This window comes from Mycobacterium sp., from assembly GCF_025933915.1.
Lineage (GTDB): Bacteria > Actinomycetota > Actinomycetes > Mycobacteriales > Mycobacteriaceae > Mycobacterium.
Map to the genome: position 1 here is coordinate 1 of NZ_JAICZA010000023.1, position 25,933 is coordinate 25,933.

24 protein-coding genes are annotated in these 25,933 nt (G+C 68.9%); 12 read left to right on the forward strand and 12 right to left on the reverse strand.

Going from position 1 to position 25,933, the window contains the following annotated elements:
- The 3 genes from Q0W90_RS05750 to Q0W90_RS05760 form a co-directional block, all read left to right on the forward strand.
- Positions 1 to 966 (forward strand): FAD-binding protein (locus Q0W90_RS05750; protein WP_297773565.1); only part of this gene is annotated, 966 nt, incomplete at its 5' end.
- 27 nt (positions 967 to 993) lie between these two features.
- Entirely contained in the window at positions 994 to 1,818 is an 825-nt protein-coding gene (locus Q0W90_RS05755) for a biotin--[acetyl-CoA-carboxylase] ligase (RefSeq protein WP_297597994.1), read from the forward strand.
- A 27-nt stretch (positions 1,819 to 1,845) separates the two neighbouring features.
- The gene (locus Q0W90_RS05760; protein ID WP_297773568.1) at positions 1,846 to 2,364 is read left to right on the forward strand and encodes a PH domain-containing protein; all 519 of its coding nucleotides are present in this window, start codon (positions 1,846 to 1,848) and stop codon (positions 2,362 to 2,364) included.
- Here the strand turns inward: Q0W90_RS05760 and Q0W90_RS05765 are convergent.
- A complete protein-coding gene (locus Q0W90_RS05765; protein WP_297597990.1) occupies positions 2,319 to 2,978 on the reverse strand; it encodes a GtrA family protein in 660 nt (219 codons plus the stop codon). The two genes, Q0W90_RS05760 and Q0W90_RS05765, sit on opposite strands and share 46 nt — an antisense overlap.
- 113 nt (positions 2,979 to 3,091) lie before the next feature.
- Here Q0W90_RS05765 and Q0W90_RS05770 point away from each other — a divergent pair, with 113 nt between their 5' ends.
- The 6 genes from Q0W90_RS05770 to Q0W90_RS05795 all read left to right on the forward strand — a co-directional run bounded on the left by Q0W90_RS05770 (position 3,092) and on the right by Q0W90_RS05795 (position 9,645).
- Positions 3,092 to 4,432, forward strand: a complete 1,341-nt coding sequence (locus tag Q0W90_RS05770) for a 5-(carboxyamino)imidazole ribonucleotide synthase (protein WP_297598007.1) — start codon at positions 3,092 to 3,094, stop codon at positions 4,430 to 4,432.
- 15 nt (positions 4,433 to 4,447) lie between these two features.
- Positions 4,448 to 4,969: a 5-(carboxyamino)imidazole ribonucleotide mutase gene (purE, locus tag Q0W90_RS05775; RefSeq protein ID WP_297597988.1), complete on the forward strand. Its 522-nt coding sequence runs from the start codon at positions 4,448 to 4,450 to the stop codon at positions 4,967 to 4,969.
- Between the two features lie 68 nt (positions 4,970 to 5,037).
- Positions 5,038 to 6,207, forward strand: coding sequence for an acyl-CoA dehydrogenase (locus Q0W90_RS05780; RefSeq protein ID WP_297597986.1), 1,170 nt, complete (start codon positions 5,038 to 5,040; stop codon positions 6,205 to 6,207).
- Positions 6,208 to 6,461: 254 nt separating this feature from the next.
- On the forward strand, positions 6,462 to 7,607 hold the full coding sequence (locus Q0W90_RS05785) for a SpoIIE family protein phosphatase (RefSeq protein WP_297598004.1): 1,146 nt from the start codon (positions 6,462 to 6,464) through the stop codon (positions 7,605 to 7,607).
- Complete coding sequence (locus tag Q0W90_RS05790) at positions 7,604 to 9,205, forward strand: CHASE3 domain-containing protein (RefSeq protein WP_297597983.1); 1,602 nt, start codon at positions 7,604 to 7,606, stop codon at positions 9,203 to 9,205. The genes Q0W90_RS05785 and Q0W90_RS05790 overlap by 4 nt, the downstream gene beginning before the upstream one ends.
- Positions 9,202 to 9,645, forward strand: a complete 444-nt coding sequence (locus Q0W90_RS05795; RefSeq protein ID WP_297773572.1) for a response regulator — start codon at positions 9,202 to 9,204, stop codon at positions 9,643 to 9,645. The genes Q0W90_RS05790 and Q0W90_RS05795 overlap by 4 nt, the downstream gene beginning before the upstream one ends.
- A gap of 20 nt (positions 9,646 to 9,665) precedes the next feature.
- Here Q0W90_RS05795 and pstA read toward each other — a convergent pair whose 3' ends face one another.
- From pstA to Q0W90_RS05820, 5 genes are all read right to left on the reverse strand, one after another.
- Entirely contained in the window at positions 9,666 to 10,514 is an 849-nt protein-coding gene (gene pstA, locus Q0W90_RS05800; RefSeq protein ID WP_297597978.1) for a phosphate ABC transporter permease PstA, read from the reverse strand.
- Between the two features lies 1 nt (position 10,515).
- A complete protein-coding gene (gene pstC / locus Q0W90_RS05805; protein ID WP_297598002.1) occupies positions 10,516 to 11,529 on the reverse strand; it encodes a phosphate ABC transporter permease subunit PstC in 1,014 nt (337 codons plus the stop codon).
- 34 nt (positions 11,530 to 11,563) lie between these two features.
- On the reverse strand, positions 11,564 to 12,703 hold the full coding sequence (pstS, locus tag Q0W90_RS05810; protein WP_297597976.1) for a phosphate ABC transporter substrate-binding protein PstS: 1,140 nt from the start codon (positions 12,701 to 12,703) through the stop codon (positions 11,564 to 11,566).
- Positions 12,704 to 12,733: 30 nt separating this feature from the next.
- Complete coding sequence (gene pstS, locus Q0W90_RS05815; RefSeq protein ID WP_297773604.1) at positions 12,734 to 13,828, reverse strand: phosphate ABC transporter substrate-binding protein PstS; 1,095 nt, start codon at positions 13,826 to 13,828, stop codon at positions 12,734 to 12,736.
- Positions 13,829 to 13,904: 76 nt separating this feature from the next.
- Positions 13,905 to 14,699 (reverse strand): ATP-binding cassette domain-containing protein, encoded by a 795-nt coding sequence (locus tag Q0W90_RS05820; RefSeq protein ID WP_297597974.1) that lies wholly within the window; start codon positions 14,697 to 14,699, stop codon positions 13,905 to 13,907.
- A gap of 187 nt (positions 14,700 to 14,886) precedes the next feature.
- Here Q0W90_RS05820 and pstS (Q0W90_RS05825) point away from each other — a divergent pair, with 187 nt between their 5' ends.
- Together pstS (Q0W90_RS05825) and Q0W90_RS05830 are read left to right on the forward strand one after the other, a co-directional pair.
- Complete coding sequence (pstS, locus tag Q0W90_RS05825; RefSeq protein ID WP_297597972.1) at positions 14,887 to 15,990, forward strand: phosphate ABC transporter substrate-binding protein PstS; 1,104 nt, start codon at positions 14,887 to 14,889, stop codon at positions 15,988 to 15,990.
- An 18-nt stretch (positions 15,991 to 16,008) separates the two neighbouring features.
- The gene (locus Q0W90_RS05830; protein ID WP_297597970.1) at positions 16,009 to 18,003 is read left to right on the forward strand and encodes a serine/threonine-protein kinase PknD; all 1,995 of its coding nucleotides are present in this window, start codon (positions 16,009 to 16,011) and stop codon (positions 18,001 to 18,003) included.
- A gap of 3 nt (positions 18,004 to 18,006) precedes the next feature.
- Here Q0W90_RS05830 and Q0W90_RS05835 read toward each other — a convergent pair whose 3' ends face one another.
- Together Q0W90_RS05835 and Q0W90_RS05840 are read right to left on the reverse strand one after the other, a co-directional pair.
- Complete coding sequence (locus tag Q0W90_RS05835; RefSeq protein ID WP_297697346.1) at positions 18,007 to 19,209, reverse strand: CoA transferase; 1,203 nt, start codon at positions 19,207 to 19,209, stop codon at positions 18,007 to 18,009.
- Positions 19,210 to 19,223: 14 nt separating this feature from the next.
- Entirely contained in the window at positions 19,224 to 20,138 is a 915-nt protein-coding gene (locus Q0W90_RS05840) for a class I SAM-dependent methyltransferase (protein WP_297598516.1), read from the reverse strand.
- A 169-nt stretch (positions 20,139 to 20,307) separates the two neighbouring features.
- On the opposite strand from Q0W90_RS05840, the gene Q0W90_RS05845 reads away from it, so the two are divergent.
- Positions 20,308 to 20,958, forward strand: coding sequence for a cation transporter (locus Q0W90_RS05845; RefSeq protein ID WP_297598518.1), 651 nt, complete (start codon positions 20,308 to 20,310; stop codon positions 20,956 to 20,958).
- 15 nt (positions 20,959 to 20,973) lie between these two features.
- On the opposite strand, the gene ctpC is transcribed toward Q0W90_RS05845, so the two are convergent.
- The 4 genes from ctpC to Q0W90_RS05865 form a co-directional block, all read right to left on the reverse strand.
- Positions 20,974 to 23,160: a manganese-exporting P-type ATPase CtpC gene (gene ctpC, locus Q0W90_RS05850; protein WP_297773606.1), complete on the reverse strand. Its 2,187-nt coding sequence runs from the start codon at positions 23,158 to 23,160 to the stop codon at positions 20,974 to 20,976.
- A 94-nt stretch (positions 23,161 to 23,254) separates the two neighbouring features.
- Positions 23,255 to 23,536 carry a DUF1490 family protein gene (locus tag Q0W90_RS05855; protein ID WP_293035627.1) on the reverse strand — a complete coding sequence of 94 codons (282 nt, stop codon included), beginning with the start codon at positions 23,534 to 23,536 and terminating at the stop codon, positions 23,255 to 23,257.
- A 193-nt stretch (positions 23,537 to 23,729) separates the two neighbouring features.
- Positions 23,730 to 24,446, reverse strand: a complete 717-nt coding sequence (locus Q0W90_RS05860; RefSeq protein WP_297773577.1) for a TIGR03089 family protein — start codon at positions 24,444 to 24,446, stop codon at positions 23,730 to 23,732.
- Positions 24,434 to 25,906 (reverse strand): LCP family protein, encoded by a 1,473-nt coding sequence (locus Q0W90_RS05865; RefSeq protein WP_297598522.1) that lies wholly within the window; start codon positions 25,904 to 25,906, stop codon positions 24,434 to 24,436. The genes Q0W90_RS05860 and Q0W90_RS05865 overlap by 13 nt, the downstream gene beginning before the upstream one ends.
- Positions 25,907 to 25,933: the final 27 nt, after the last annotated feature.

The following is a 25,933-nucleotide window of genomic DNA, read 5'->3' on the forward strand; positions in this document are numbered from 1 at the left end:
CGCGACACCGCCCTGGTCGAACTCGTGCTCTCCGGCGGTCGGGTCACCGGCGCGATCGTCGAGACCGGCGGTGAGCGCCGCGCCATCCGCACCCGCCTGGGCGTGCTGCTGGCCGCCGGCGGCTTCGAAGGCAACGACGAGTTGCGCCGCGCGTACGGGGTGCCGGGTACCGCGCGAGACACCATGGGCGGCCCGGGAAGTCGCGGCCTGGCGTTGCAGGCCGGCATCGCCGCGGGCGCGGACACCGACCTGCTGGATCAGGCGTGGTGGTCACCGGGCATGACCCACCCCGACGGCCGGTCCGCGTTCGCGCTGTGGTTCACCGGCGGCATCTTCGTCAACCAGGACGGCAACCGGTTCGTCAACGAGTCCCGGGCCTACGACCGGGCCGGCCGCGAGATCATCGCGCAGCTCCAAGGCGGCTCAATCACGTTGCCGTACTGGATGATCTACGACGACAAGGAGGGCGAGGTGCCGCCGGTCCAGGCGGCCAACGTCTCCATCGTCGAGACCGAGAAGTACGTCGCCGCCGGCCTGTGGCATTCCGCGGACACCCTCGAGGAACTCGCCGACAAGATCGGGGTCCCGGGTGAGCGGCTGGCGGCAACGGTGGCGCGGTTCAACGGTTTCGCCGCCACCGGCGTCGACGCGGACTTCGGCCGCGGCGACGAGGCGTTCGATCGCGCCTTCTCGGCGGGCGCGTCACCGCTGGTGCCCATCGACTCACCGCCGTACCACGCCGCGGCGTTCGGCATCTCGGATCTGGGCACCAAGGGCGGCCTGCGCACCGACGCCGCGGCGCGGGTGCTCGACACGTCCGGGGATCCCATTCCAGGCCTCTACGCGGCGGGCAACACGATGGCCGCGCCCAGCGGCACCGCGTATCCCGGCGGGGGCAACCCGATCGGGACCAGCATGCTGTTCAGCCATTTGGCGGTGATGGACATGCTCGGCCGGTCCCGTTGAGGGGCAACGCGTTCTAGGCTGGGTGCGGTGACAGACCGAGATCAACTTCGAGCACCCCTGGACGCCGCCGCGCTGCGCGCCGAGTTGATCGGCACCGGGCTGGGCTGGCGCCAGCTCGACGTCGTCGAACAGACCGGCTCCACCAACGCCGACCTGCTGGCGCGCGCGGCGTCGGGGACCGACGTGGCCGGGGCCGTGCTGATCGCCGAGCACCAGACCGCCGGTCGCGGGCGGCACGGCCGCGGCTGGTCGGCCACCCCGCGAGCCCAGATCACGATGTCGGTCGGTGTCAGCGTGGTCGACGTCCCGAGCACCGGGTGGGGCTGGCTACCGCTGGCCACGGGGGTGGCGGTGGTCGACGCGGTCGCGCCGCTGCTGGAAGGTGCCGGGGTCCGGGTGGGCCTCAAGTGGCCCAACGACGTGCTGGCCGGGCCGGCGGATTCGCCGGGCAAGCTGGCCGGAATTCTCGCCGAGGTGGCGAAGCCGGTCGTGGTGATCGGCTTGGGGCTCAACGTGACTCAGTCCGCCGACGAGATCGACGGCCCCGGCGCGACGTCGCTGCTCGATCTCGGCGTCCCCGCACCCGACCGCACCCGGCTGGTATCCGCGCTATTGGCCGAGCTCGGACGGCGCCTCGTGGCCTGGCGGGCCGCGCGGGGGGCCGACTGGGCGCTGGCCGCCGACTACCGGGAGCGCAGCCTGACCATCGGCGCCCGGGTGCGCGCGCACCTGCCCGGCGGCAAGCACATCGACGGGACCGCGAGCGGCATCGACGACCAGGGCCGGCTTTGTCTGGAAAGCGGCGGGCAGAGCTCCGTGGTCGCGGCCGGCGATGTGGTGCATGTGCGCTAGTGGTGATCGCAGCTAAAGTCGGCGGGCATGGGCTACCCGGACAATGTGCTGGCCGCCGGCGAGCACGTCATCGTGCACCGCCACCCGCACTGGAAGCGGCTGATCTGGCCGGCGTTGGTTCTGATCCTGACAACCGGGCTGGCGGCGTTCGGCTCCGGTTACCTCAACTCCACGCAGTGGGATCAGCTCGCCAAGAACATCATCCACGGCGTGATCTGGGGGATCTGGCTGGTGATCGTGGGCTGGCTGACGCTGTGGCCCTTCGCAAGCTGGCTGACCACCCATTTCGTGGTGACCAACCGGCGGGTGATGTTTCGGCACGGGGTGGCCACCCGCACCGGAATCGATATTCCGCTGGCCCGGATCAACAGCGTGGAATTCCGCGACCGGATCATCGAGCGAATGTTTCGTACCGGCACGCTGGTCATCGAATCGGCGTCACAAGATCCGTTGGAGTTCTACGACATTCCGCGGCTGCGCGAGGTGCACGCGCTGCTGTATCACGAAGTCTTCGACACCCTGGGTTCCGAGGAATCGCCCAGCTGACCCAGGCGGCCGGCCCGGTTGCGCCAGGCGCGCAGCAGGGTGACGTTCCCGCCCTCGATCTCGTCCTCGAAGACCTCGGCGATACCGCCGGCGGTGAGGGCGGATTCCAGGGCCAGGTCGGGGGTGCGGTCGAACTGGTCGGGAAAGACCCAGCGCCGGAACGCCCAGAAGCGGAACGCCATCTGCAGCAGGTTTCCGATGAGGTAGGCCGAGATGAAGTCGGCGACGTTTTCCACCGTCAGCGACACCATCGGCTGGCGCAGCTGCAACACGTAGCTGGAGAACCACAGCGGCGCCATGGAAAGCAGCACCCCCACGCCGCTGAACGCGAAGAACAGCAGCGCCTCGTGGTGGCGCTCGCGCCCGCCACGGTTGCGGAAACTCCATTCCCGGTTCAGCACGTAGGACGCGATGACCGCCACGATGCCGGCGATCACCTTCGCGGTCACCGGTTTGGGTTCAAGAATTGTCAGCTTGAGCGTGTAGAAAATCGCCGAGTCGATGACGAACGTGGTGCCGCCGACAATGGCGAATTTGATCAGTTCGTGATGGCGTAGCAAATAGGGCTGCAAAACCCTTGGTAGACGCGCGATCGTGGCTTCGGCGAAGGACACAACACGTCAGTGTACGGACGGACACAAATTCGACGCAAAATCGTACATAACAATTCGATGTCGGCCCCGGTCAACACGTCTTTGGCGCCGGTTTGTGAAGCCGTGACACCATGATGGCCGTGCCGAGTACACGCCCGCCGGGCGCAGCCCCGCCTGGGACGGCCCCCGCGGCCGCCCGAGCCGTTCCCCGGGTCACCCCCGTCGTCGCGATGGTCGGTGGCGGTCAGCTGGCGCGGATGACCCACCAGGCGGCGATCGCCCTGGGCCAGACGTTGCGGGTGCTGGCCACCGCCGCCGACGAATCGGCCGCGCAGGTCAGTCCCGACGTGGTGATCGGTTCGCACACCGATCTCGAAGACCTGCGCCGGGTGGCGGCCGGCGCCGACGTGCTGACCTTCGACCACGAGCACGTCCCGACCGAGCTGCTGGACAAGCTGGTCGCCGAGGGCGTCAACGTGGCGCCGGCGCCGCAGGCGCTGGTGCACGCCCAGGACAAGCTCGTGATGCGGCGGCGGCTGGAGGACCTCGGCGTCCCGGTGCCCCGCTATGCCGAGATCCGAAGCGTCGACGAACTCGATGCCTTCGCGCGGCGTATCGCCGGCCCCGTGGTCGTGAAAGCGGTCCGCGGGGGTTACGACGGGCGTGGGGTGCGGATGGCCCGCGACCCTTCGCACGCCCGCGAGATCGCGGCCGCGTTCCTGGCCGATGGGGTGCCGGTGATGGCCGAGGAGCAGGTGAACCTGCGCCGCGAACTGTCGGCCCTGGTGGCGCGGTCGCCGTTCGGCCAGGGCGCGGCGTGGCCGGTCGTCGAGACCGTGCAGCGAGACGGGATCTGCGTGCAGGTGATCGCCCCCGCCCCGGACCTGCCCGACGGCCCCGCCGCCGACGCGCAGCAGCTGGCGTTGCGACTGGCCGGCGAACTCGGGGTGGTCGGCGTGCTTGCGGTCGAGCTGTTCGAGACTGTGGATGGGGCGCTGCTCGTCAACGAGCTGGCGATGCGCCCGCACAACTCCGGGCACTGGACCATGGACGGGTCGCGCACCAGTCAGTTCGAACAGCATTTGCGCGCGGTGCTGGACTATCCGCTCGGTGACACCGACGCCCTCGCGCCGGTGACCGTGATGGCCAACGTGCTGGGCGCCGGGACGCCGCCGGAGATGAGCCTTGACGAGCGGCTGCACCACCTGTTCGCCCGGATGCCCGACGCGCGCGTGCACCTGTACGGCAAACAGGAACGCCCCGGCCGCAAGGTCGGTCACATCAATTTCGTCGGCTCCGGGGCGACAGACCCGATGGACGTAGTGAAGCTGCGGGAACGCGCCGGGCTGGCGGCACATTGGTTGTCACACGGGCAGTGGACGGACGGATGGGATCCACACGCCGGCGACGATGAACAGGGCAGCGCGATCGGAAAGAAGCGAGGAGCGGCGTCGATGGACTGCCGGCGACGATGAACAGGAGCGGCGGAGATGACCACGTCTGAACGGGCTCGGGTCGGTGTGATCATGGGCAGCGACAGCGACTGGTCGGTGATGGCCGACGCCGCGGCCGCGCTGGCCGAGTTCGACGTACCGGCCGAGGTCCGGGTGGTCTCGGCGCATCGCACGCCCGGCGTGATGTTCGACTACGCCCGCGGCGCGGCCGAGCGCGGCATCGAGGTGATCATCGCCGGGGCCGGCGGCGCGGCCCACCTGCCCGGGATGGTCGCGTCCGCGACGCCGCTGCCGGTGATCGGCGTGCCGGTGCCGCTGGAGCGCCTCGATGGCCTGGACTCGTTGCTGTCGATCGTGCAGATGCCGGCCGGGGTGCCGGTGGCCACGGTCTCCATCGGCGGCGCCCGCAACGCGGGCCTCCTCGCCGTGCGCATTCTCGGATCGTCCGACCCGGCGCTGCGGGCGCGGATCGTCGACTTCCAGGAGCAGTTGGCCGCCAGCGTGCGGGCCAAGGATGAGGCGCTGCAACAACGTCAGGGTAAAGTTACCGGCGAGTAGCTTGGCGACCGGGCGGGCGTGCCCGCCGAGGCGCCGGGCAGTGCGGCAGAGCTTAAGAGGAGGCCGAGATGGCTGGATGGGCCGGAAACCCCACCTTTGATTTGTTCCAGTTGCCTGAGGAACACACCGAATTGCGGGTAGCGATCCGGGCGTTGGCGGAGAAGGAGATCGCGCCGCACGCCGCCGACGTCGACGAGAATGCCCGCTTCCCGCAAGAGGCGCTCGAGGCACTGATCGCCTCCGGGTTCAACGCCGTGCACGTGCCCGAGGAGTACGGCGGGCAGGGCGCCGACTCCGTGGCGGCGTGCATCGTCATCGAAGAGGTCGCCCGCGTCGACGCGTCGGCGTCGCTGATTCCCGCGGTCAACAAGCTGGGGACGATGGGGCTGATCCTGCGCGGCTCCGACGAGCTGAAAAATCAGGTGCTGCCCTCGATCGCGGACGGTTCGGCGATGGCGTCCTATGCGTTGAGCGAGCGCGAGGCCGGCAGCGACGCGGCCTCGATGCGGACGCGGGCCAAGGCCGACGGCGACGACTGGATTCTCAACGGCGCCAAATGCTGGATCACCAACGGCGGGAAGTCGAGCTGGTACGCGGTGATGGCCGTGACCGATCCGGACAAGGGCGCCAACGGCATTTCGTCGTTCATGGTGCACAAAGACGACGAGGGTTTCACCGTCGGGCCCAAGGAGCGCAAACTCGGCATCAAGGGCTCGCCGACCACGGAGCTGTATTTCGAGAACTGCCGGATTCCGGGCGATCGGATCATCGGCGAGCCGGGGACCGGCTTCAAGACCGCGCTGGCGACGCTGGACCACACCCGGCCCACCATCGGCGCCCAGGCGGTCGGCATCGCGCAGGGCGCGCTGGACGCCGCCATCGCCTACACCAAGGACCGCAAGCAGTTCGGCCGTCCGGTCAGCGACAACCAGGGGGTGCAGTTCATGCTCGCCGACATGGCGATGAAGGTGGAATCCGCCCGCCTGATGGTCTACCACGCCGCCGCCCGCGCCGAACGCGGTGAATCCCACTTGGGTTTCATCTCCGCGGCCTCGAAGTGCCTGGCCTCCGACGTCGCGATGGAGGTCACCACGGACGCGGTGCAACTCTTCGGTGGCGCCGGCTACACCGTCGATTTCCCCGTCGAGCGGATGATGCGTGACGCCAAGATCACCCAGATCTACGAGGGCACCAATCAGATTCAGCGCGTGGTGATGTCGCGCGCGCTGCTGCGCTGATCGATCCGCGGGGTTGTTGGGAAAACGCCGGCCGCACCGCATAGGATCGCCACGGCGCGTGAAGTCCAAGCCGACAGCCGGTAAACAGTCACCGGCTAGCGCTTCCGGCCAGCGCCACCGAGCAATGGTCTTATCGCGGCCAGGGGGTCTGCAGTGCAGAACGTGACTTCCCACACCCGTCCACGGATGGCCGGGAATTGATTCCGGCGCGTGCTCCGGTCATGCCGGCCGCGCAGCGGCAGCCGCTGAAGCCGATGTCGTTGCTGTTGGTCGAGGACGACCGCGCCGACGCGGTTCTCGTCGAAGACCTGATCACCGACGCGGTCACCGACATCCGCGTGGTGTGGGCCAAGTCGATGGCGGACGCGGAGCGCGAGCTGGAATCCGCCCGTCCCGGGTGCGTGCTGCTGGATTTGCACCTGCCCGACGCCAGCGGGATGGACGCGTTGAACCGCATCGCCAAGCTCGACCCCACCGTCCCGATCGTCGTGCTGACCGGGCTGAACGACGAGTACTTCGGGGCGTCGGCGGTCGCCGCCGGAGCCCAGGACTACCTGGTCAAGGGCCGGGTCGAGCCGGAGATGCTGCGCCGCGCGCTGCTGTACGCGATCGAGCGCAAGCGCGCCGAGCTCATCTCCGCCGATTTGCGCGCGACGCAGCTGCGGGCCCGCGAGAACGCGCTGCTGGAACGCGGTCTGCTGCCGTCCCCGCTGCTGCTGGACAGCCCGGGCGTCGACATCGTCGCCCGGTACCGGCCGAGCCGCGAAGACGCCTTGCTCTGCGGTGACTTCTACGACGTCGTCCAGACGCCCGACCGGATCGTGCACGTCCTGATCGGTGACGTCGCCGGGCACGGCCCGCATGAGGCGGCGCTGGGCGCGGCGCTGCGGATCGCGTTTCGGGCGCTCACCTTCGCCGGCGTGCACGGCGTCGAACTGATGCGGCAGCTGGAGCGGGTGTTGCATTCGGAACGAACCGGCACCGGGATTTTCGCGACCGTGCTCGGCCTCGAGATCTCGCCGGACAGCCCGCGGGTCAGCGTCATCCGTGCCGGGCATCCGGGAATGTTGCTGCAGGGCGGGGGCGCGGTCGAATGGCTCGAGCCGCCGGGCGGCCCGGCGCTGGGCCTGCACGCCGACGACTGGCCGCGCCACGAGCTTGCGCTACCCGCGGGGCACGGGTTGCTGTTGCTGACCGACGGGCTCTACGAGGGATATTCCGGGCACGGAACCGAACGGCTCGGCGAGGACGGCCTGCTCGAACTGGCCCGCTCGCACGCGAACCGGCCCGGCCCGGCGTTCGTCGACGCGCTCATCGACGGCGCCCAGGAACTCGCCGAGCCGCGCGGGGGCCTCACCGACGACATCGCCGTGCTCCGCATCGAGAGGACCACGACGTGACGGCACCGGGTCCCGTTCGGCTCGCGCAGCTCACCGTGCGGGGATGGCTGGCCCTCGTCCTGTGGATCATGGGCGCGACGGTGCTACTCGGGGCGCTGGTCGGCGCGGTGCTGCTGAATCGCACCGACCAGGTGTCGCGCGAGGTGGGTGGCGACATACAGCCCGCGCGCGTCGCGGCGACCCACCTGCAGGCGGCCTTGCGGGACCAGGAAACGGGTGTGCGTGGGTACCTGATCTCCGCCGACCGGCAGTTCCTCGCGCCGTATTACGACGGGCAACGCGCCGAACAGGCGGCGGCCGACGAGATTCGGCGACTTGTGGGGGAGCGCGCGGCATTGATGGCCGATCTGGACGCGGTCGAAGCGGCGGCCGCCGACTGGCGGACGAGCTATGCCGAACCGGTCATCGCGGGTGTGACCCCCAAAGTTCCCAGCGTCGTCAGCACGTCGATGGCCGACCTCGGCAAGGCCAAATTCGACCGTCTACGAGTGCTTTTCGATGCGCAGAACACGCACCTGGCGGACGCGGCGACCAGCGCCGTCGACGAGCTCGACGAGATCAACGGCTGGCGCGACTGGGTGCTGGGCTCGATGGTGCTGATCGTCATAGGGGCGGCCGTGGTGCTGGGGTTGCTGAGCCGCGCGGCGATCACGCGGCCGATCGCAAATCTGGCCGCGGTCTGCCGCCGAATCGCCCAGGGTAATTTCACCGAAACCATCTCGGCGCCCCAGCGGCCCAAGGACATTCGGAACATGGCCATCGACGTGGAGAGCATGCGCAAGCGCATGGTCGACGAGCTCGACGTGTCACGTTCGTCCCAAGCGCAGCTGGATGAGCAGACCGCGGAATTGCGCCGTTCCAACACCGAACTCGAGCAGTTCGCCTACGTCGCCTCCCATGATCTGCAGGAGCCGCTGCGCAAGGTCGCCTCCTTCTGCCAGCTGCTGGAGAAGCGGTACGGCGACAAGCTCGACGAGCGGGGCATCGAATACATCGGCTTCGCCGTCGACGGCGCCAAACGCATGCAGGCGCTGATCAACGACCTGCTCACCTTCTCCCGAGTCGGCCGGCTGGGCACCACGGAAACCGAGGTGGCGCTCGACGCGACGCTCGACGCCGGCCTGGCCAACCTGGCGGTGGCGATCGAGGAAACCGACGCCGAGGTCGAGCGGCCGGCGGAGCCGCTCCCGCAGATCGTCGGGGACCCGATGCTGCTGACGATGCTGTGGCAGAACCTCATCGGCAACGCGATCAAGTTCCGGCACAAGGATCGTCCGCCCCGCGTCGTCATCGAATGCGCACCCGGCACCGGCACCCACGACGGCGAATGGATGCTGAGCGTGTCGGACAACGGCATCGGCATCCCGGAGGAATTCTCCGACAAGGTCTTCGTCATCTTTCAACGGCTGCACGGGCGGGAGGTGTACGCCGGAACCGGTGTCGGTCTTGCGCTGGTCAAGAAGATCGTCGAGCACCACGGCGGCACCGTGCGCATCGACACGTCCTACACCGAGGGCACCCGATTCGAATTCACGCTGCCCGTTCCCGGACCCGTCGAGGAAGAAGACCCAGTCGCTTTGGAAGGAGCGCATCAGTGACCACGGCCGAGGGTAGAGCGATCGATATCCTGCTCGTCGAAGACGACCCGGGAGACGAGCTCATCACGCGAGAAGCGTTCGAGCACAACAAGCTCAAGAACAGGCTGCACGTCGCGCACGATGGGGAGGAGGGCCTCAACTACCTCTACCGGCGTGGTGAGTTCGCCGACGCGCCGCGGCCCGACTTGATCCTGCTCGATCTGAACCTGCCCAAATACGACGGCCGCCAGCTGCTGGAGAAGATCAAGTCCGACCCCGCGCTGGCCCAAATCCCGGTCGTCGTGCTCACCACCTCCTCGGCGGAGGAGGACATCCTGAAGAGCTACAAGCTGCACGCCAACGCCTACGTCACCAAACCCGTTGACCTGGACCAGTTCATGAAGGCGGTCCGGCAGATCGACGAGTTCTTCGTTCAGGTGGTGCGGCTGCCGACCGCCTGAACGGCCCACGCTGAAATGGGTTACGCCGATTCCGAGTGACGCCGCGCGAACCAGGTGATCAGCCGTCCGAGGAGGATCAGCACGAACACGAACACGATCAGCAGGAACGCCGCGTCGTAGGACAGGTCGCGAGCCGCCTTCGACGGCAGGTTGTAGAACGTCCAGATCGGGTAGGTCAGGTAGCCGACCGGTGAGCCGGTGAGCTTGCCGCTCGGCGCGGAATTCGACCAGCCCGCCGTGTACAACATGGGCGCCGTCTCGCCGACCGCCAGCGCGAGCGCCACCAGCAGACCGGTGACGATTCCGGGGATCGCCGACTTGAGCACGATCTTGCGCAGGGTCCAACCGAGCGGTAGCCCGAGCGCTTCGGCCCCCTCCCGGTAGGACGTGGGCACCTGAGCAAGCGCGGACTCGGTGGCCTTGGCGATGTACGGAATGCTCATCGCCGAGAGCGTCAGCACCCCGGCCGCCAGGGAAAACCCCCATCCGAACTTCACCACCAGCGCCAGGTAGCCGACGTACCCGAGCACGATCGACGGGATGCCGGACAGTATTTCGTAGGCACCCCGCAGAATGGAACGCGTTCTGCCGCCGGCGAATTCGGAGAGATAGATTCCCGTCAGCACGCTGACCGAGCCCCCGACCAGCAGGACGCCGACACCGACGACCACCGTGCCGATGATGGCGTTGCGCAGGCCGCCGCCATTGCCGCGGGTGTCGGTCACCAGCACGCTCCAGGTGAACACCGGCAACGCGCGGCCGACGACCTCGATCAGCATCCACAGCGTCGGCACGACCACCACCGCCAAGCAGCACGCGCAGGCGGCCCAGAACAGCGCGTTGACGACCTTGCGTCGGGTACCGACCACGTCAGACCCCTCGTCCCACCGGCAGTGCGGTACCCGACACCCGGCGCACCATGGCGCGGGCCGCCACGTTCGTCAGCAACGTGATCACCATCAGCACCAGGGAGACCTCGGCGAGGGTCTTCACGGCGAAGTCGGTGAAGTCGGTCATCGCCGAATCCAATTGCGACACAACGGTGGCGGCGATGGTGGTCATCGTCGAGTAGATGTTGGTGGGCATCGCGCCCAGCACCGCGCCCGACACCATGGCGACGGCCATCGTCTCGCCCAGCGCGCGCCCGAGCCCGAGCACCACGGCGCCGACGATCCCGCTGGACACCCACGGCAGGGTGACCCGTCGCGCGCACTCCCAGTCGGTCATCCCCAGCGCGACGGCACCCTCGCGCGGCAGCACCGGCACCTGCCGGATCAGGTCGCGGGTGGTGCTGGCGATGATGGGAATCACCATCACCGCCAGCACCAGGCCGGACACCAACAAGCCCTCCCCGTTACCGGTGTTGCCGCGGAAGTAGTCGAGCACCGGCACGTCGGGGGCGTTGCGGGCGATCACCGGGGCCACGTTGTGCGCGATGAACGGCCCGAATGTCATTGCGCCCCATAGGCCGACGATGACACTGGGGATGCCCGCGAGCAATTCGAGCACCATTCCGACGGCCGACGCGAGACGCTTCGGCAACCGCTCCGCGATCACCAACGCCGCACCGATCGACACCGGCACCCCGATGATCAGGGCGATCGCCGACGTCGCCAGGGTCCCGACGATCAGCGGCAACGCCCCGTAGTAGGCGCCGGCCGGATGTCGGACGCCTCGGGTGACCACGGCGTCGCCATAGGTGTTGCCGGGGTTCCAGTCGGTGGCGGTGAAAAAGTGCAGCCCGTTGACCCTGATCGCGGGCAGCGCCTCGAGGAGCAGGGTCGCGAGCACGAACACGAGCGCGAGCAGCGGAACCACCGCACCCACCGCACCCAGGGAACGGATGGCCAGGCCCGGGCGGCGCGCGCCGCGGATCCGCTCCAGCGCGTTCCCCGCCGTGAAGTCGGTCACCAAATCCCTACTGGCCGCTGATCTTGGCGATCTGGGCGTCCGACGACTTCGCGACCTCGGCCGGCAGCGGCTGGAAGTGAACCTTGTCCAGGAAGGAGGCGTTGTTGCCGTCGGTGATCGCCCAGTGCAGGAAGGCCTGCAGCGTCTGGGCGGTGGCGGAGTCCTTCTGGCTGCTGTTGACGATGGCGTACTCGTAGTTGACGATCGGGTACCCGTCCGCGGCCGGGCCGTTGATCAGCGAGATCGCCTGGTTCGCCGGGGTTTTCGTTGCGAAGCCGGCAGCCGCGGCCTGGATGCTCTTGGCGTCGGGCAGCAGGTACTTGTCGGAGGCGTTGGCCAGTTGCGCCTCGCCGAGCCCCTTGCCCTGGGCCTGGTCGAGGAAGCTGATGCCGATGTAGGCCACGCAGCCCGGGGTGTCCGCGCAGCCGGTCACCATGCCGCCGTTGCCGTTCTCGCCGAGCGCGCCGGGCACCGCCGGGAAGTCGACGGTGGTGCCGAAGCCGGGCGAGTGGCCCCAGCCGTCGGGGTCCTGCTTGGACAGGTATTGGGTGAACAGGAAGGTGTCACCGGACCCGTCGGAGCGGTGCAGCGGAACCACCGGTGTGGCAGGCAGATTCACCCCGGGATTGAGCCCGGCGATCTGCGGGTCGTTCCAGGTTTTGACGGTGCCGTGGTACATGGCGGCCAGCACCTTGCCGTTCAGCTTGATGTGCTCGGTGACACCGGGAAGGTTGTAGTTGACCTGCTGTGCCGAAATGGCCAGCGCGATGTTCATCAGCCCCTTGTGCGCGGCCATGTCGCCCTCGGACAGGTAGGCGTCGGAGGCGCCGATGTTGACCGCCCCGGCCGCCGCCTGGGAGATCCCGGTGCCCGAGCCCGTGCCCTGGGTGGTGATCGTGACGTTCGAGTACTTGTCGTGATAGGCCGGGCCCCACAGGTTGAACAGCGGGTACAGCAGCGTGCTGCCGGTCTCCGACAACGTCACCGGCGATGACGCCGGCGTCGTTGCGACCGGGCCGCCGCCGCCACCCGGATTCGGCGAACCGCTCTGCGAGTTCGAACCACACGCGGCCATGCCGACGACGAGGACCAACACCAATGGTGCCGCCGCGGCCGCCGCCAGCAACCTACTCAAACGAACTTTCACGGTCTTCTCCCTTTCATTGCGTTACTGTGCTCATCCGCTGATCTTCGCGATCTGGGTGTCCGACAACGTCACCACCGGTTCCGGCAGCGGCTGGAAGTGAAGCTTGTCCAGGAAGGAGGCGTTGTTGCCGTCGGTGATCGCCCAGTGCAGGAAGGCCTGCAGCGTCTGGGCGGTGGCGGCGTCCTTCTGGCTGCTGTTGACGATGGCGTACTCGTAGTTGACGACCGGGTACCCGTCGGGGGCGGGGCCGTTGATCAGCGAGATCGCCTGGTTCGCCGGGGTTTTCGAGGCGAAGCCGGAGGCCGCGGCCACAACGTTGTTGGCCGTGGGCAGCAGGTACTTGCCGGAGGCGTTGCCCAGCTTGGCCTGACCGAGCCCGTGCTGGTCGGCCTCGTCGAGCGAGCCGATGCTGGTGTAGGCCACGCAGCCGGGGTTCGCGGCGCAGCCCGTCACCATGGCGCCGTCGCCGTTCTCGCCGAGTGCGCCTGGCACCGCGGGGAACTCGACCGTGGTGCCGAAGCCGGGCGAGTGGCCCCAGCCGTCGGGTTCCTGCTGGGACAGGTACTGGGTGAACTGAAACGTGCTGCCGGACCCGTCGGAGCGGTGCAGCGGAACCACCGGGGTATCCGGGAGCTGCAGGCCGGGGTTGATGCCCGCGATCTGTGGGTCGTTCCAGGTTTTTATCGCGCCCCGGTACATGGCGGCCAGCACCTTGCCGTTGAGCTTGAGGTGCTGATGGACACCCGGCAGGTTGTAGTTGACCTGCTGCGCCGAAATGGCCAGCGCGATGTTCATCAGCCCCCGGTGCGCGGCCATGTCGCCCTCGGACAGGTAGGCGTCGGAGGCGCCGATGATGACGGCCCCGGCCGCGACCTGGGAGATCCCGGCGCCCGAGCCGCTGCCCTGGGTGGTGATGGTGACGTTCGGGTACTTCGCGCGATAGGCGGCGCCCCACTCGCTGAACAACGGGTAGAGCAGCGTGCTGCCGGTCTCCGACAGTTCGACGGTGGACGTCGCCGGGGCGGCGGCGACGCTGCCGGCGCTCAGCCCGGTGTTCGGCGCGCCCCCCCTGGGGGTCTCGGCGTGCGAACCGCACGCGGCGATCCCGAGGGCCGGCGGAACAATGGCCACCAGGCCCAGCAGCGTACCCAGACGAGCCCTCACGTCCTCGCTTCCTCTTCCCCTGCGAGACCCTTTCCCGCTATCGACTTTCCGTGACCCCGGCCCTGTGCGAGGAGCCTTGATCCGAGCCCTGGGTTGGCCGGAACGGCGCGAAGTAGCGGACGGTCTCCTCATGCTTGGGCGACAGGAACAGCTGCTCGGTCGGCCCCTCCTCGACCAGCCTGCCCTCGAAAAAGAAGGCGGTCCGGTCGCCGGTGCGGGCGGCCTGGGCGAGGTCGTGGGTGACCATGATCACGGTCAGCCGGTCGGCAAGTGAGCGGATGAGCCCCTCGATCTTTTCGGTCGTGGTCGGGTCCAGCGAGGAAGTGGGCTCGTCGAGTAGGAGCACCGCCGGGTTGACCGCGAGCGCGCGCGCCAGGCACAGCAGCTGCTGCTGGCCACCGGAGAGCCGGAACGGGGAATCACCGAGCCGGTCCTTGACCGCGTCCCACAGGCCGACCTCGGTGAGCCGCGCCTCGGCGACGTTTTTGAATTCCTTGCGCGGCGCCATTTTGTGCGCTCGCACACCGGCCACCACGTTGTCCATGATCGACATCGGGAACGGATTGGGACGCTGGAACAGCATGCCGACGCTGCGGCGAAACTCCATCAGGTCGCGGTCGGAGAAGATGGTGCGCCCGCCCAACAGGACATCACCGCTGTGCCGGAAACCGGAGACCTTGTCGTTCATCCTGTTCAGGGTGCGCAGGAAGGTGGTCTTACCCGAGCCGGTAGGACCCAGCAGGGTGGTGACCGAGCGGGCGGGGAAGTCGAGACTGACCTGCTCGAGGACCGTCTTGGGGCCGAACCCCAGAGTCAGATCGACCGCGCGCATGGGCTGGCGGCCATCATCGGCGCCAGGAGCCGCAACTGCGGCTTGTAGCTGTTGTTCGCGACGCATTGACAACCGATGCTACGTGTTTGCGCCCGGCGGGCGGTCACGGGCCGTTAACCTCCTATTCTTTGTCAAGGGTTTGTATATTCGCGATTAGTTAACTTTCGTTGACGATCGAAGGAGTTTCGTGAGATTCGCTCGATCTGGAGTCGCACTGAGCGTGGTGGCCGCCGCCCTCACGCTGGCGGGATGCGGCGGCGACAACACATCGTCGGGATCGAGCGCCGCGTCGGCGCGGGTGGACTGCGGCGGTAAGAAAGTGCTGAAAGACAGCGGCTCGACCGCGCAGCAAAACGCCATCGAGCAGTTCGTCTACGCCTACGTTCGCGCCTGCCCCGGCTACACGCTGGATTACAACGCCAACGGATCCGGCGCCGGCGTGACCCAATTCCTCAACAACCAAACCGATCTCGCCGGGTCCGACGTGCCCCTGGACCCGTCCACCGGTCAGAACGACCGGGCGGCGCAGCGATGCGGTTCGCCGGCCTGGGATCTGCCCACGGTGTTCGGGCCGATCGCGGTCACCTATCACCTCACCGGGGTGAACGGGCTGAAGCTGGACGGGCCCACCGCCGCGAAGATCTTCAACGGCACCATCACCAAGTGGGACGATCCGGCACTGAAGGCGATCAACGCGGGCCTGGGCCTGCCGTCGACGCCCATCGCGGTCATCTTCCGCAGCGACAAATCGGGCACCACCGCCAACTTCCAGAAGTACCTCGACGGCGCGTCCGATGGCGCCTGGGGCAAGGGCGCCAACGAGACGTTCAACGGCGGCGTCGGGCAGGGCGCCAGCGGGAACAACGGCACGTCCGCGCTGCTGCAGAACACCGAGGGGTCGATCACCTACAACGAGTGGTCCTTCGCGGTGGGCAAGCAGCTGACCATGGCTTCGATCATCACGTCGGCGGGTCCGGACGCGGTGCCGATCACCACGGACTCCGTCGAGAAGACGATCGCCGCGGCGACCTTCAAGGGGCAGGGTAACGACCTGGTGCTCGACACCTCGTCGTTCTACAAACCCACCCAGTCGGGCGCCTACCCCATTGTGCTGGCGACCTATGAAATCGTCTGCTCGAAGTATCCGGACGCGGCGACGGGCACGGCGGTGAAAGCGTTCATGCAGGCCGCGATCGGTCCGGGCCAGGACGGTCTGGACCAGTACGGTTCCATCCCGCTGCCCAGCTCGTTCACGGCAAAGCTGTCGAGCGCGGTCAATGCGATTTCCTGACGCCAAGGAGGCTCGACGGTGAGCGATAGCGGGCCGCCCTCGCGGGCCGGGTCCTGGTTCGGCCCCTACCGGCTGGTGCGACTTCTGCGCCAGGGCGGCATGGGTGAGGTGTACGAGGCCGAGGACACCCGCAAGCACCGCATGGTGGCCCTGAAACTGATCTCGCAGCAGTTCTCGGGCAACTCGGAGTTCCGTGCCCGCCTGCAGCGCGAGGCCGATATCGCCGGACGGCTGACCGAACCGCATGTGGTGCCGATCCACGACTACGGCGAGATCGACGGGCGATTCTATGTGGACATGCGCCTCGTCGACGGCGTCAATCTGGGCACGCTGTTGTACCGGGACGGGCCACTGGCCCCACCGCGGGCGATCGCCATCATTCGCCAGGTCGCCGCCGCGCTGGACGCCGCGCACGCCGCCGGGGTGACGCACCGCGATGTCACACCGGGAAACATTCTGGTCACCCCCAGCGATTTCGCCTACCTGGCGGACTTCGGCATCGCGCGGGCCGCGACCGATCCGGGGCTGACACAGGTCGGGACCGCCATCGGCACGTACTACTACATGGCCCCGGAACGATTCACCGACGATACGGTCACCCACAGCGCCGACATCTATTCGCTCGCATGCGTTTTGAGTGAATGCCTGACCGGTTCGCCGCCATATCGGGCCGACACCGTCGAACGGTTGGTCGCCGCGCATCTGACGAAGACGGCCACTCCGCCCAGCCAGTTGCGTCCCGGCGCGTTTCCGCCCGCCTTGGATCAGGTGATCGCCAGGGGCATGGCCAAAAATCCCGAGGAGCGTTATCGGACCGCCGGCGAATTCGCCGCCGCCGCCCACGACGCGCTGACCACGTCCGAGCAGCTGAAGGCCAGCACGATTCTGCGCGAGGGGGAAAACGCGGCCCAGCGCGCGGAGGCATCGGCTCACCGCCCGGAGCGCGAGCCGCACTCCGGCCCCCCGTGGCCCGGCGCGGAGACCATGGCGGGTCCGGTGGCGTCGAGTACGGGCGGTACCGGTTGGTCGGAGCGCTCCGGCCATAACCCGTCGCTGATTCGCCCCGCCCCAACGACATTCGGCCACGCCTACGGGCCCGAGCCCGACTTCGGGAGGCCCGCTGTGCCGATCGACAGCAAACGAAGGCAGTGGATCATCGTCGGCGCCATCGCGCTCGTCGCCCTCGTCGCTTTCATCGTGGCGGTCGCCGGTTATTTGTCCACGCGGTCCTCGGGGCCGCCAGAGCAGGCGTCCGGTCAAAGTGTGTTGCCCTTCAACGGCATTGACTTCCGCCTCTCCCCGGGCGGGGTGGCGCTGGACGGCGCCGGCGACGTCTACGTCACCAGCGAAGGCATGTACGGCCGGGTGGTGAAGTTGTCGGCCGGTTCGAACGCCACCACGGTGCTGCCGTTCCACGGGCTCTACCAGCCACAGGGGCTGGCCGTCGACGGTGCGGGCACGGTGTACGTCGCCGACTTCAACAACCGGGTGGTCAGTCTGGCCGCGGGCTCCAACGACCAGAAGGTGCTGCCGTTCACCGGTCTGAGCTATCCCGAGGGTGTCGCGGTCGACAGCCAGGGCAGCGTGTACGTCGCCGACCGCGGCAACAGCAGGGTGGTGAAGCTGGCGGCGGGAGCCAAGACGCAGACCGAGCTGCCGTTCTCCGGACTCAACAACCCCGACGGCGTGGCCGTCGACGCCGCGGGCACCGTCTACGTCGCCGACACCGACAACAACAGGATCGTGAAGCTCGATGCCAATTCAAATACCCAGGCGGAGTTGCCGTTTCAAAACATCTCGGTGCCGTGGGGCATCGCGGTGGACAACAGCGGCACCGTCTACGTCACCGAACACGACAAGAGTGACGTGGTGAAGTTCCCGGCGGGCTCGAACACGCCGACCGTCCTGCCGTTCAACGGGCTCAACACGCCCTTGGCGGTGGTGGTCGACAAGGACCGTAGCGTCTACGTCGCCGACCGCGGCAACAACCGGGTGGTCAAGCTGACGCCGTGAGGTTCAGGACGCGGGCTGCGGTGCGCCCAGATACTCGTCGGTGTGCTGCCCGAGGGCCGGGGGAGGGTCGGTGGCATCAGCGTCGAAGCTGGAATAGCGTGCGGGAGTGCGGATCACCGTGACCGCGCCCTCACCGTCGCCGACCGGCAGGGCGAGCTCGTTCTCGGCGAACAGCGCGGTGCCGACCACCTGCTTCCAGGTGTAGGCGTGGCAGGCCATCAGGCCGCCCTCCTGAAGCAGCCGGACCCATTCGTCGGCGGTCTTGGCGGCCAGCGCCGACTCGAGTTCCTCGGTCAGCTCCGGATAGTTGAGCGCCCGGGCGCGCTGGTCGATGAACCGCTCGTCGTCGCGCATGTCGGGCCGGCCGATGATCTCGCACAGCTTGTCCCAGTGCTTGGGCACGTACGCGCTGATCACCAGGTACCCGTCGGCCGCCCGGAACGCGTCCGATGGCTGGGTGGCGAACCCGACGCCCTTGCGCCGCTTGGGCTTTGCCGCCGAAGCCGATTCGCTCGGTTTGGGTTCCGCGTCCGGCTTGTTCAGGTGGATGGTCAGCTGACTGGCCTGCAGGCTGACCGCGACGTCATACATGGCGACCCGCACGACGTCGGCCACCCCGTGGCGCTCACGGTTGAGCAGCGCGGCCAGCACCGCCTGGGCCAGCACGTGACCGCTGGCGGCGTCGACGAGCTGGAACGGAATGATCTGGGGTTTGCCGCTGGGCGTGGGCATTCCGGTGGTCATGCCCGATTCGGCGGCGACCATCAGGTCGACGCCCGGCCGGCTGCCCTCCGGGCCGTTGCCGCCGTAGGCGGACAGGCGCGCGTAGATGAGTGTGGGATTGCGGGATTGCAGCTCGCCGGGGCCCAGGCCCATGCGTTCCATCACCCCGGGCCGAAACCCTTCCAGCACAACGTCCGCGGTGTCGACCAGCCGCAGGATCTGCTGCTTGGCCTCGTCGCTGCGCAGGTCCGCCATCACCGACTTCTTGCCCCGGTTGTGGGGCAGGAACAGGGTGGCCAGCGGCGGGCGGCCGGGAAGGACCGCGGTGATGTGGCGGGCCGCCTCGCCGGCGGGCGCCTCGACCTTGATGACCTCGGCTCCCAGGTCGGCCAGCACCTGTCCGGCCATCGGCCCGGCGATGTTCTGGGTGAAGTCGAGTACCCGGAATCCGTCAAGCGGCTTGGCGGGCTTGCTGTTTGGCACGGTGGTTGCCTCCTTTAACGAGCCGTGTTCAGCACCGCGGTGCAGTAGTAGTTCTGGGCGAAGGGTGCGTCCGGGTCGGTCGATTGCAACGGCAGCCCGTTGTTGGCCAGCATCTGATTCAGCGGGGTGCGAACGGGTTGCCAGCCCCGCCGCTGCAGATAGGCCGCCACGTCATTGCGCCGGCCGGGGAAGCCGAGGTCGCCCAGGGCGATGTCGAGGCCGTTGCGCCGCCATTTTTCGCTCGCCGCGTTCAGCGCGTCCCCGTTGATGCCCGTATTCGCGAAGACCTCGGCCACCAACTGGCTGCCGTCGGCGGACAGCGCGGTGATGTTGTCCAGCAACCGATCCTGGGCCTGCGGCGGCAGGAAGCCGACCAGTCCCTCGGCGGCCCAGGCGGCGGGCCGCTCGGCGTCGAAGCCGGCCTGTCGCAGTGCCGAGGGCCAGTCGTGGCGCAGGTCGACCGGAACGGTGCGCACCTCGGCCGTCGGCCGTGCGCCGAGTTCGGCGACGGTGGCGGCCTTGAATTCGAGGACCTGCGGCTGGTCGATCTCGAACACCGTGGTGCCCGCGGCCCAGGGCAGGCGATAGGCGCGGGCGTCCAGACCGGAGGCCAGGATGACCACCTGGTGGATACCGGCGGCCCCCGCCTCGGCGAAGAACGCATCGATGTACCGGGTGCGGGCGGCCAGCATGTCGGTCATACGTTGCATGCCCCAGGGGGCGCCGGGCACGTCGACGTCGGCCGAGTCGAGTTCGCCGGCGGCCCACCGGGTCATGAAGTCGACACCGACGGCGCGCACCAGCGGCTCCGCGAACCGATCGTCGATCAGCCCGTCCCGGGTGGCCCGGGCCCGCCCCGCGGCGACCATGGTGGCGGTCGCCCCCACGCTGGTCGCGAGGTCCCAGGTGTCGTCGTCGGTGCGCGCCATCGAGGAAATCCCTTCGGGTCTACTGGTTAGCCACAATAACTACCAACGCCGGGCCGCGACCCGCGGCCCGCTCGTAGCCGTGCCGGCGCCGCCGGCGAGGCGCGACACGGATCGATCACGGCCGGGTGTCGCCGCCCCCACCCCGCCGCGCGGTCGCTAACCTGGCGCAATGACCACTTCGGTCGCCACCGCGCGAGAATGCACGGCCCGGCACGACGCCGACTGGCGGCGCGGCGCGCAGTGGGCGCGCCGGCTGGCCTGGATCAGCCTGGCCGTGGTGCTCGTCGAGGGTGTCGTCGGGCTGTGGCAGGGACTCTCGGTCGGCTCCGTCGCCCTGACGGGGTGGGCCCTGGGTGGCGCGTCGGAGGCGCTGGCCAGCGCCGTGGTGGTGTGGCGGTTCAGCGGTGCACGCACCTTTTCCGCCAGCGCAGAGCGGCGCGCACAACGCGGCGTCGCGGTGTCGTTCTGGCTGACCGCCCCCTACATCGCCGCCGAATCCATCCACCACCTGGCCGGTGAACACCGCGCCGAGACGTCGGTGATCGGTATCGGGCTGACCGCCCTGGCCTTGCTGCTCATGCCGGTGCTGGGCCGCGCCAACTACCGGCTGGGTGCGCGGTTGGGCTCGGGAGCCACCGAGGCCGAGGGAATCCAGAACTACCTGTGCGGCGCACAGGCCGCCGGGGTGCTGATCGGCCTTGCGGTGACGGCACTGTGGTCGAGCGCATGGTGGATCGACCCCGCGGTGGGACTCGCGATCGCGGGTGTTGCCGTGTGGCAGGGCGTTCGCGCCTGGCGCGGCGAGGAGTGCGGCTGCTGAAGGGGCGGTACGCGCTCACTTGCCGTTGATGACGCGCGGCGACCCGCGGCGCCCGGCTTCGCCGCTTGTCGCGCTGTTGCGCGGCGCATCCAGCCGGTACCTGATCAGCCGGGAGCTGTTGGCCACCACCGCCACCGACGACGCGTTGTGCAGGATCGCGGCCAGCACCGGGGACAGCGCGCCGCCGGCGCCGATGATCAGCCCGGCGGCATTGACGGCGATGGACATGCCGTAGTTCTCCCGGATGACGTCGACGGCGCGGGCGCCCAGGTCCCGCACGTCGAGCAGGCGATGCAGATCGTCGTTGGCCAGTGCCACGTCGGCGGTCTCCACGGCGACATCGGTTCCGGCCAGCCCCATCGCGATCCCGATGTCGGCGGCCGCCAGCGCGGGGGCGTCGTTGATACCGTCGCCGACCATGCCGACGACGAAGCCCTCGTCCTGCAGTTCGCGCACCGCCGCGAGTTTGTCCTCCGGCATCACCTCGGCGCGCCATTCGTCGATCCCGAGTTCGCCCGCCACCACCTCGGCGATGTCCGGGTGATCTCCGGTGAGCATCACGATCCGGCGAATACCATTGGCGCGCAGCTTCTTCAGCACCTCGGCGGCCTCCGGCCGCACCTCGTCGCGCAGGCTGATCAACCCCACCAGCGTGCCGTCGACCGCGAGCAGCAGTGGCGTCTCGGCCTGGCGGCGCAGCTTGTCCACCCAGTCCGACGCCTTCTTGGACACCTTGACCTTTTCGGAGCGCAGCAGCCCGGGGCTGCCCAACAGCAGGGTCCGGCCGTCGGCCCAGGTCCGCATGCCCAGCCCGACCAGCACCTCGCACTCCTCATGCGGCGGAATGGTGATGTGGCGTTCCTCGGTCGAGCGGATCACCGCCTCGGCCAGTGGGTGGCGGGAGTGGATCTCTGAGCTGGCCGCATACGCCAGCACCTGCTCGGGTTGCCAATCCTTGTGCAGTGCAATGATATTGGTGACGACCGGCCGCCCGACCGTCAGCGTTCCGGTCTTGTCGAACACAACCGCGTCCACCCGGCCGGCCTGCTCGAGATGCGAACCGCCCTTGATCAAAATGCCGCGGCGCGCGCCGTTGCCGATCGCGGCGCTGATCGCCGTCGGGGTGGCCAGGCCCACCGCGCACGGGCAGGCGATCAGCAGCATCGTCATCGCCCGGCGGACGTCGCCGGTGATCGCCAGCGTGATGGCCGAGACGATGAAGGAGGTGGGAACGAAACGGCGAGAGAAGTTTTCGCCGATGGTCTGGATCGGCGCCCGATCGTGCTGCGCCTCTTCGACCCGGCTGATGATGCGCCCGATCGTGGTCTGGCTGCCGACCGCGCTGGCCCGCACCACCAGGCGCCCGCGCACCACCACCGACCCGGCGTGCACCTGCGCGCCGACCACGACGCTGACCGGCAGATTCTCGCCGGTGATCGCGGACTGGTTGACGACCGCCTCGCCATCGACCACCTCGCCGTCGACCGGTATCGCGACGTGGTCGTGCACCACCACGTCGTCGCCGATCTGCACGGTGTCGATCGGCACCTGCACCTCGGCTTTGGGCCCGGGTGCCCCAGCAGGACCCGTCAGCCGGATCCACGCCGTGTCCTGGCTGCCGCGCAGCAGCTCGGAGATGGCCCGCCGCGTCCGGCGCAGCGTCAGATCCTGTAGGTACTCGCCGATGTTGAGCAGCCACAGCACCGTCAGCGCGACGACGTTCTCCCGCAGCACCAGGCTCGCCACGGTCGCCGCCGAGACCAGCGCGTCGGTCCCGGCCCTGCCCGAGCGCAACGAGCGCAGCGCGCCGCGCAGGAAGGGGTAGCCGGTGAAGACGGTGACGCCGGTGGCGAACAGCCGCCCGCTCGGGCCGAGCAGCGGCGGTCGCGCGAACACGTAGCGGCGCACCCCGAGCAGGGCCAGCGCCGCGCCGCCGACGACCATGCGCAGCACGTCGGCGTTGCGGATCTCCTCCGAATGCGGCGCGCGGGCGGGGATCAGCTCGGCGGCGACGTGTGCCGCGTCGCCGATGGCCGCCAGCACAGAGTCCCGGTCGCAGCGCCGGGGCGAATACCAGACGACCACCGACCCGGTGCGCGGGTAGGCGTGCACCACGCGCACGCCCTCGCACTTGGCGACGGCCTCCTCGACCGCCACGGCGCGCCGGGAATCGGCGCGCACCCACCCGACCGAGACCCGCATGCGTCCGGCCGCATCCGAAACCACGTGCAGCGCAGCGTCGTGCGCCCGCGCCTCGTCTGCAACGTCGGAGACCAGGGCCAGGTCCATGGCGCGATCAGTGCTCGTGGTCGTGGGTGTCGGCGATCGACGGCGTGGGCGCCTCCTCGCCGATACGTTCGCGGGCCTCGGCCATGACGTCGGCGAGCCGCAGCCGCGCCGACTCGGCGGCCTCCTCGGCCTTGCGGGTGCCGCGCAACCCCAGCTCGGCGGCCGACACCGCGGTCTCGTGCAGCGGCGCCTTGGCCACGGCCTTGCGCACCACCTCGTAGGCCGTCACTCCGACCAGCCCGGTGACGACCGTCCCCGCCGCCTTCGCCAAGAGCCCGTACACCGCCATTGCCGCACCCTTTCTCGTCGTCTCAGCGTTTAGCCCATGCTCGCTCGACGTTAACATCGAAATATTGCGATATCAATATGTATTGGGGCCGGCGCCTGGCATCCCCGCCGCGGCCTCACCCCGGCGCGAGGGTGTGCAGATGTACGCCCTCGACGGCGCGTCGCCGGACGGACACGCACGCTCGGCGGGGGGCCTACAGAACCCGGGTGACCTTTTCGCTCTCGATTCGGCGCGCGTGGGCGGCCGGGTCGGCGTTGGCCACCTGCACCAGCGAGGCGCCGACGGCCATGATCGCCAGCAGGCCGTCCACCAGCTCGGCGGGCCGCGACCACGGCGCACCGGAAAGAACCCGGTCACTCGAGGTCAAACCCCTTGTCGCCGCGGAGGTTTGACAGTCGGCCAGCACCTCGTCGACCGATCGCCCGCCCAGCGCCGGGCCCGGATGAGGTTCGGGAACGATCTGGTCGCCGTGCACCCGCACCGCGGTGGCGTAGTCGGTCACGCCGATGGGCAGGTCGGGTGCCGAACGGCCGAACGGATCCAGCGACAACACCGCGACCTCGCCCCCTGCGACCGCGTCGTCCGCCTCGCCCAGCCGCTCGGCCGTGCACAGTGCGATGTCCGCCTCGCCGGCCAGCACCGCCTCCGCGCCGATCCACCACACCCCGAACAACACCGCCGCCGTCTGCCAGTGCGCGGGCAGCAGGATCGCGACCCGGCTGGCCGGGCCGGTCCCGAGTTCGTCGCGCAACAGGTTGCCCGTCTTGGCGGCCCAGTTCGCCAGCGTCACCCCGGACAATTCGATGCGCTCGCCGGTGGCGTCGTCGTAATAGGTGATCCGTGGGCCGACCGGGTCGGCCCGCAGCATCGGATCGAGGATGGCCCCGGACAGCGTGCTCAGTTGATGCACTCGGGCTTGTCGGAGCCGGCGGTCAGGATCGGCGACGGCGCCGGAACGTCGGGGTTGGCGGCCACCGCGCCGGCCGTGGACACCCGGGCGGGCATGATCGATTCGGTGCCGGAAAGCCCCGAGCCCGGACCGCTGTAGTCGTTGGCCAGCACCACCCGCACCGCCCCCGGCGCCAGCGAGGTGTCGGCGACCACCGGCAATCCACCCAATTCCTTGGAGACCTCCTTTGCCCCCAGGTCATCGCTCTTGGCGGCGCGAACCTGGCTGGCCTTGACGTGCCCGCCATCGTTGTTGCCCACCATACCCGTGGCAAAGCCCTTGGCGCTCAACACGTCTGACACGGCCGAGGCCAGCCCGTTGATATCGGTGTCGTTGACGACGCTGGCGGTGGTCTTCGCGGGGGTGTAGGCGATCTCCTCGGTCTTGCCCTCCTCCTGTTCGTGCAGCAGGCCACCGACCCAGTCGGCCACCTGGTGCGGGTCCACCCGCACCACGCTCTGCATGCCGTCGTCGCTCCAGCCGGCGCCGTCGAGCACCGGGATGGTGGCGAAGGCGACGTTGCCGCCGGCCAGCTTCTGCATCTGTTGCACGAAATCCATCACGTCCCACCCGGCGGAGATCACCACCGACCGCTGCACGGCGGCTTCCAGGCGCCTCACCGTGGTGGGGCTGGACAACGTCTTACCGGAGATGACCCGGTGGGCCAGCGACGCCATCACCACCTGCTGGCGCACCACCCGGTCCAGGTCGCCGCGCGGCAGTTCGTGGCGCTGGCGCACGAAGCTGAGCGCTTCCGCGCCGCTGAGCCGCTGCGGGCCCGCCGGGAAGTCGGCGCCCGACATCGGTTCGAAGACCGGCTCTTTGAGGCAGACGTCGACGCCGCCGAGCGCGTCGGTGATCAGCGAGAAGCCGAGCAGGCCGATCTCGGCGTAGTGATCGACGGTGACGCCGGTGAGATCGGCGACCGTCTTGATCAGCGCCTCGCGACCGGCCTCGGTGCCCTGGGCGGCCGCGTCCGCCGCGGCATCCCCGGCCCTGACCAGCCCGGCGCGCTTGGCTTCCCGGGTCTGGCCGTAGACGCCGTTGATCTTGGTCTTGCCCAGGCCGGGGGCGGCGACGTAGGAGTCGCGCGGGATCGAGATCGCGGTCGCCGACTTCCCGTTGTTGGGGATCCGGATCAGGATGATCGTGTCGGTGTTGGTGGCTTCCTCGTCGCCGGCCTTCAGCGCGTCCAGTTCCTCTTGGGACAGCGGGTTGCCGTGGGCGTCGGTGCGGCTGTCCAGGCCGACCAGCAGGATGTCGATCGCGCCGTCGTCACCGCCCTTGCCCAGCGAGGGCGCCGACATGTGAAAGATGCCGTCTTCGAAGGACCGGACATTGCTCCACGCGATCCCGGTGCCGACGACGACCGCGAGCGTCAGCACGGTGGCAATCACACGAACCACACGTTGCACAGGCATCCCACTACATTACTTGCGACACATGAG

Coding starts and splice junctions, on each gene's coding strand:
- Q0W90_RS05855 (WP_293035627.1), bottom strand. CDS start 23,536: ATGGCGGTGTACGGGCTCTTGGCGAAGGCGGCGGGGACGGTCGTCACC.
- Q0W90_RS05785 (WP_297598004.1), top strand. CDS start 6,462: ATGTCGTTGCTGTTGGTCGAGGACGACCGCGCCGACGCGGTTCTCGTC.
- Q0W90_RS05840 (WP_297598516.1), bottom strand. CDS start 20,138: ATGGCGCGCACCGACGACGACACCTGGGACCTCGCGACCAGCGTGGGG.
- Q0W90_RS05820 (WP_297597974.1), bottom strand. CDS start 14,699: ATGCGCGCGGTCGATCTGACTCTGGGGTTCGGCCCCAAGACGGTCCTC.
- Q0W90_RS05845 (WP_297598518.1), top strand. CDS start 20,308: ATGACCACTTCGGTCGCCACCGCGCGAGAATGCACGGCCCGGCACGAC.
- ctpC (WP_297773606.1), bottom strand. CDS start 23,160: ATGCGGGTCTCGGTCGGGTGGGTGCGCGCCGATTCCCGGCGCGCCGTG.
- Q0W90_RS05760 (WP_297773568.1), top strand. CDS start 1,846: ATGGGCTACCCGGACAATGTGCTGGCCGCCGGCGAGCACGTCATCGTG.
- Q0W90_RS05780 (WP_297597986.1), top strand. CDS start 5,038: ATGGCTGGATGGGCCGGAAACCCCACCTTTGATTTGTTCCAGTTGCCT.
- purE (WP_297597988.1), top strand. CDS start 4,448: ATGACCACGTCTGAACGGGCTCGGGTCGGTGTGATCATGGGCAGCGAC.
- Q0W90_RS05865 (WP_297598522.1), bottom strand. CDS start 25,906: ATGCCTGTGCAACGTGTGGTTCGTGTGATTGCCACCGTGCTGACGCTC.
- Q0W90_RS05770 (WP_297598007.1), top strand. CDS start 3,092: ATGGCCGTGCCGAGTACACGCCCGCCGGGCGCAGCCCCGCCTGGGACG.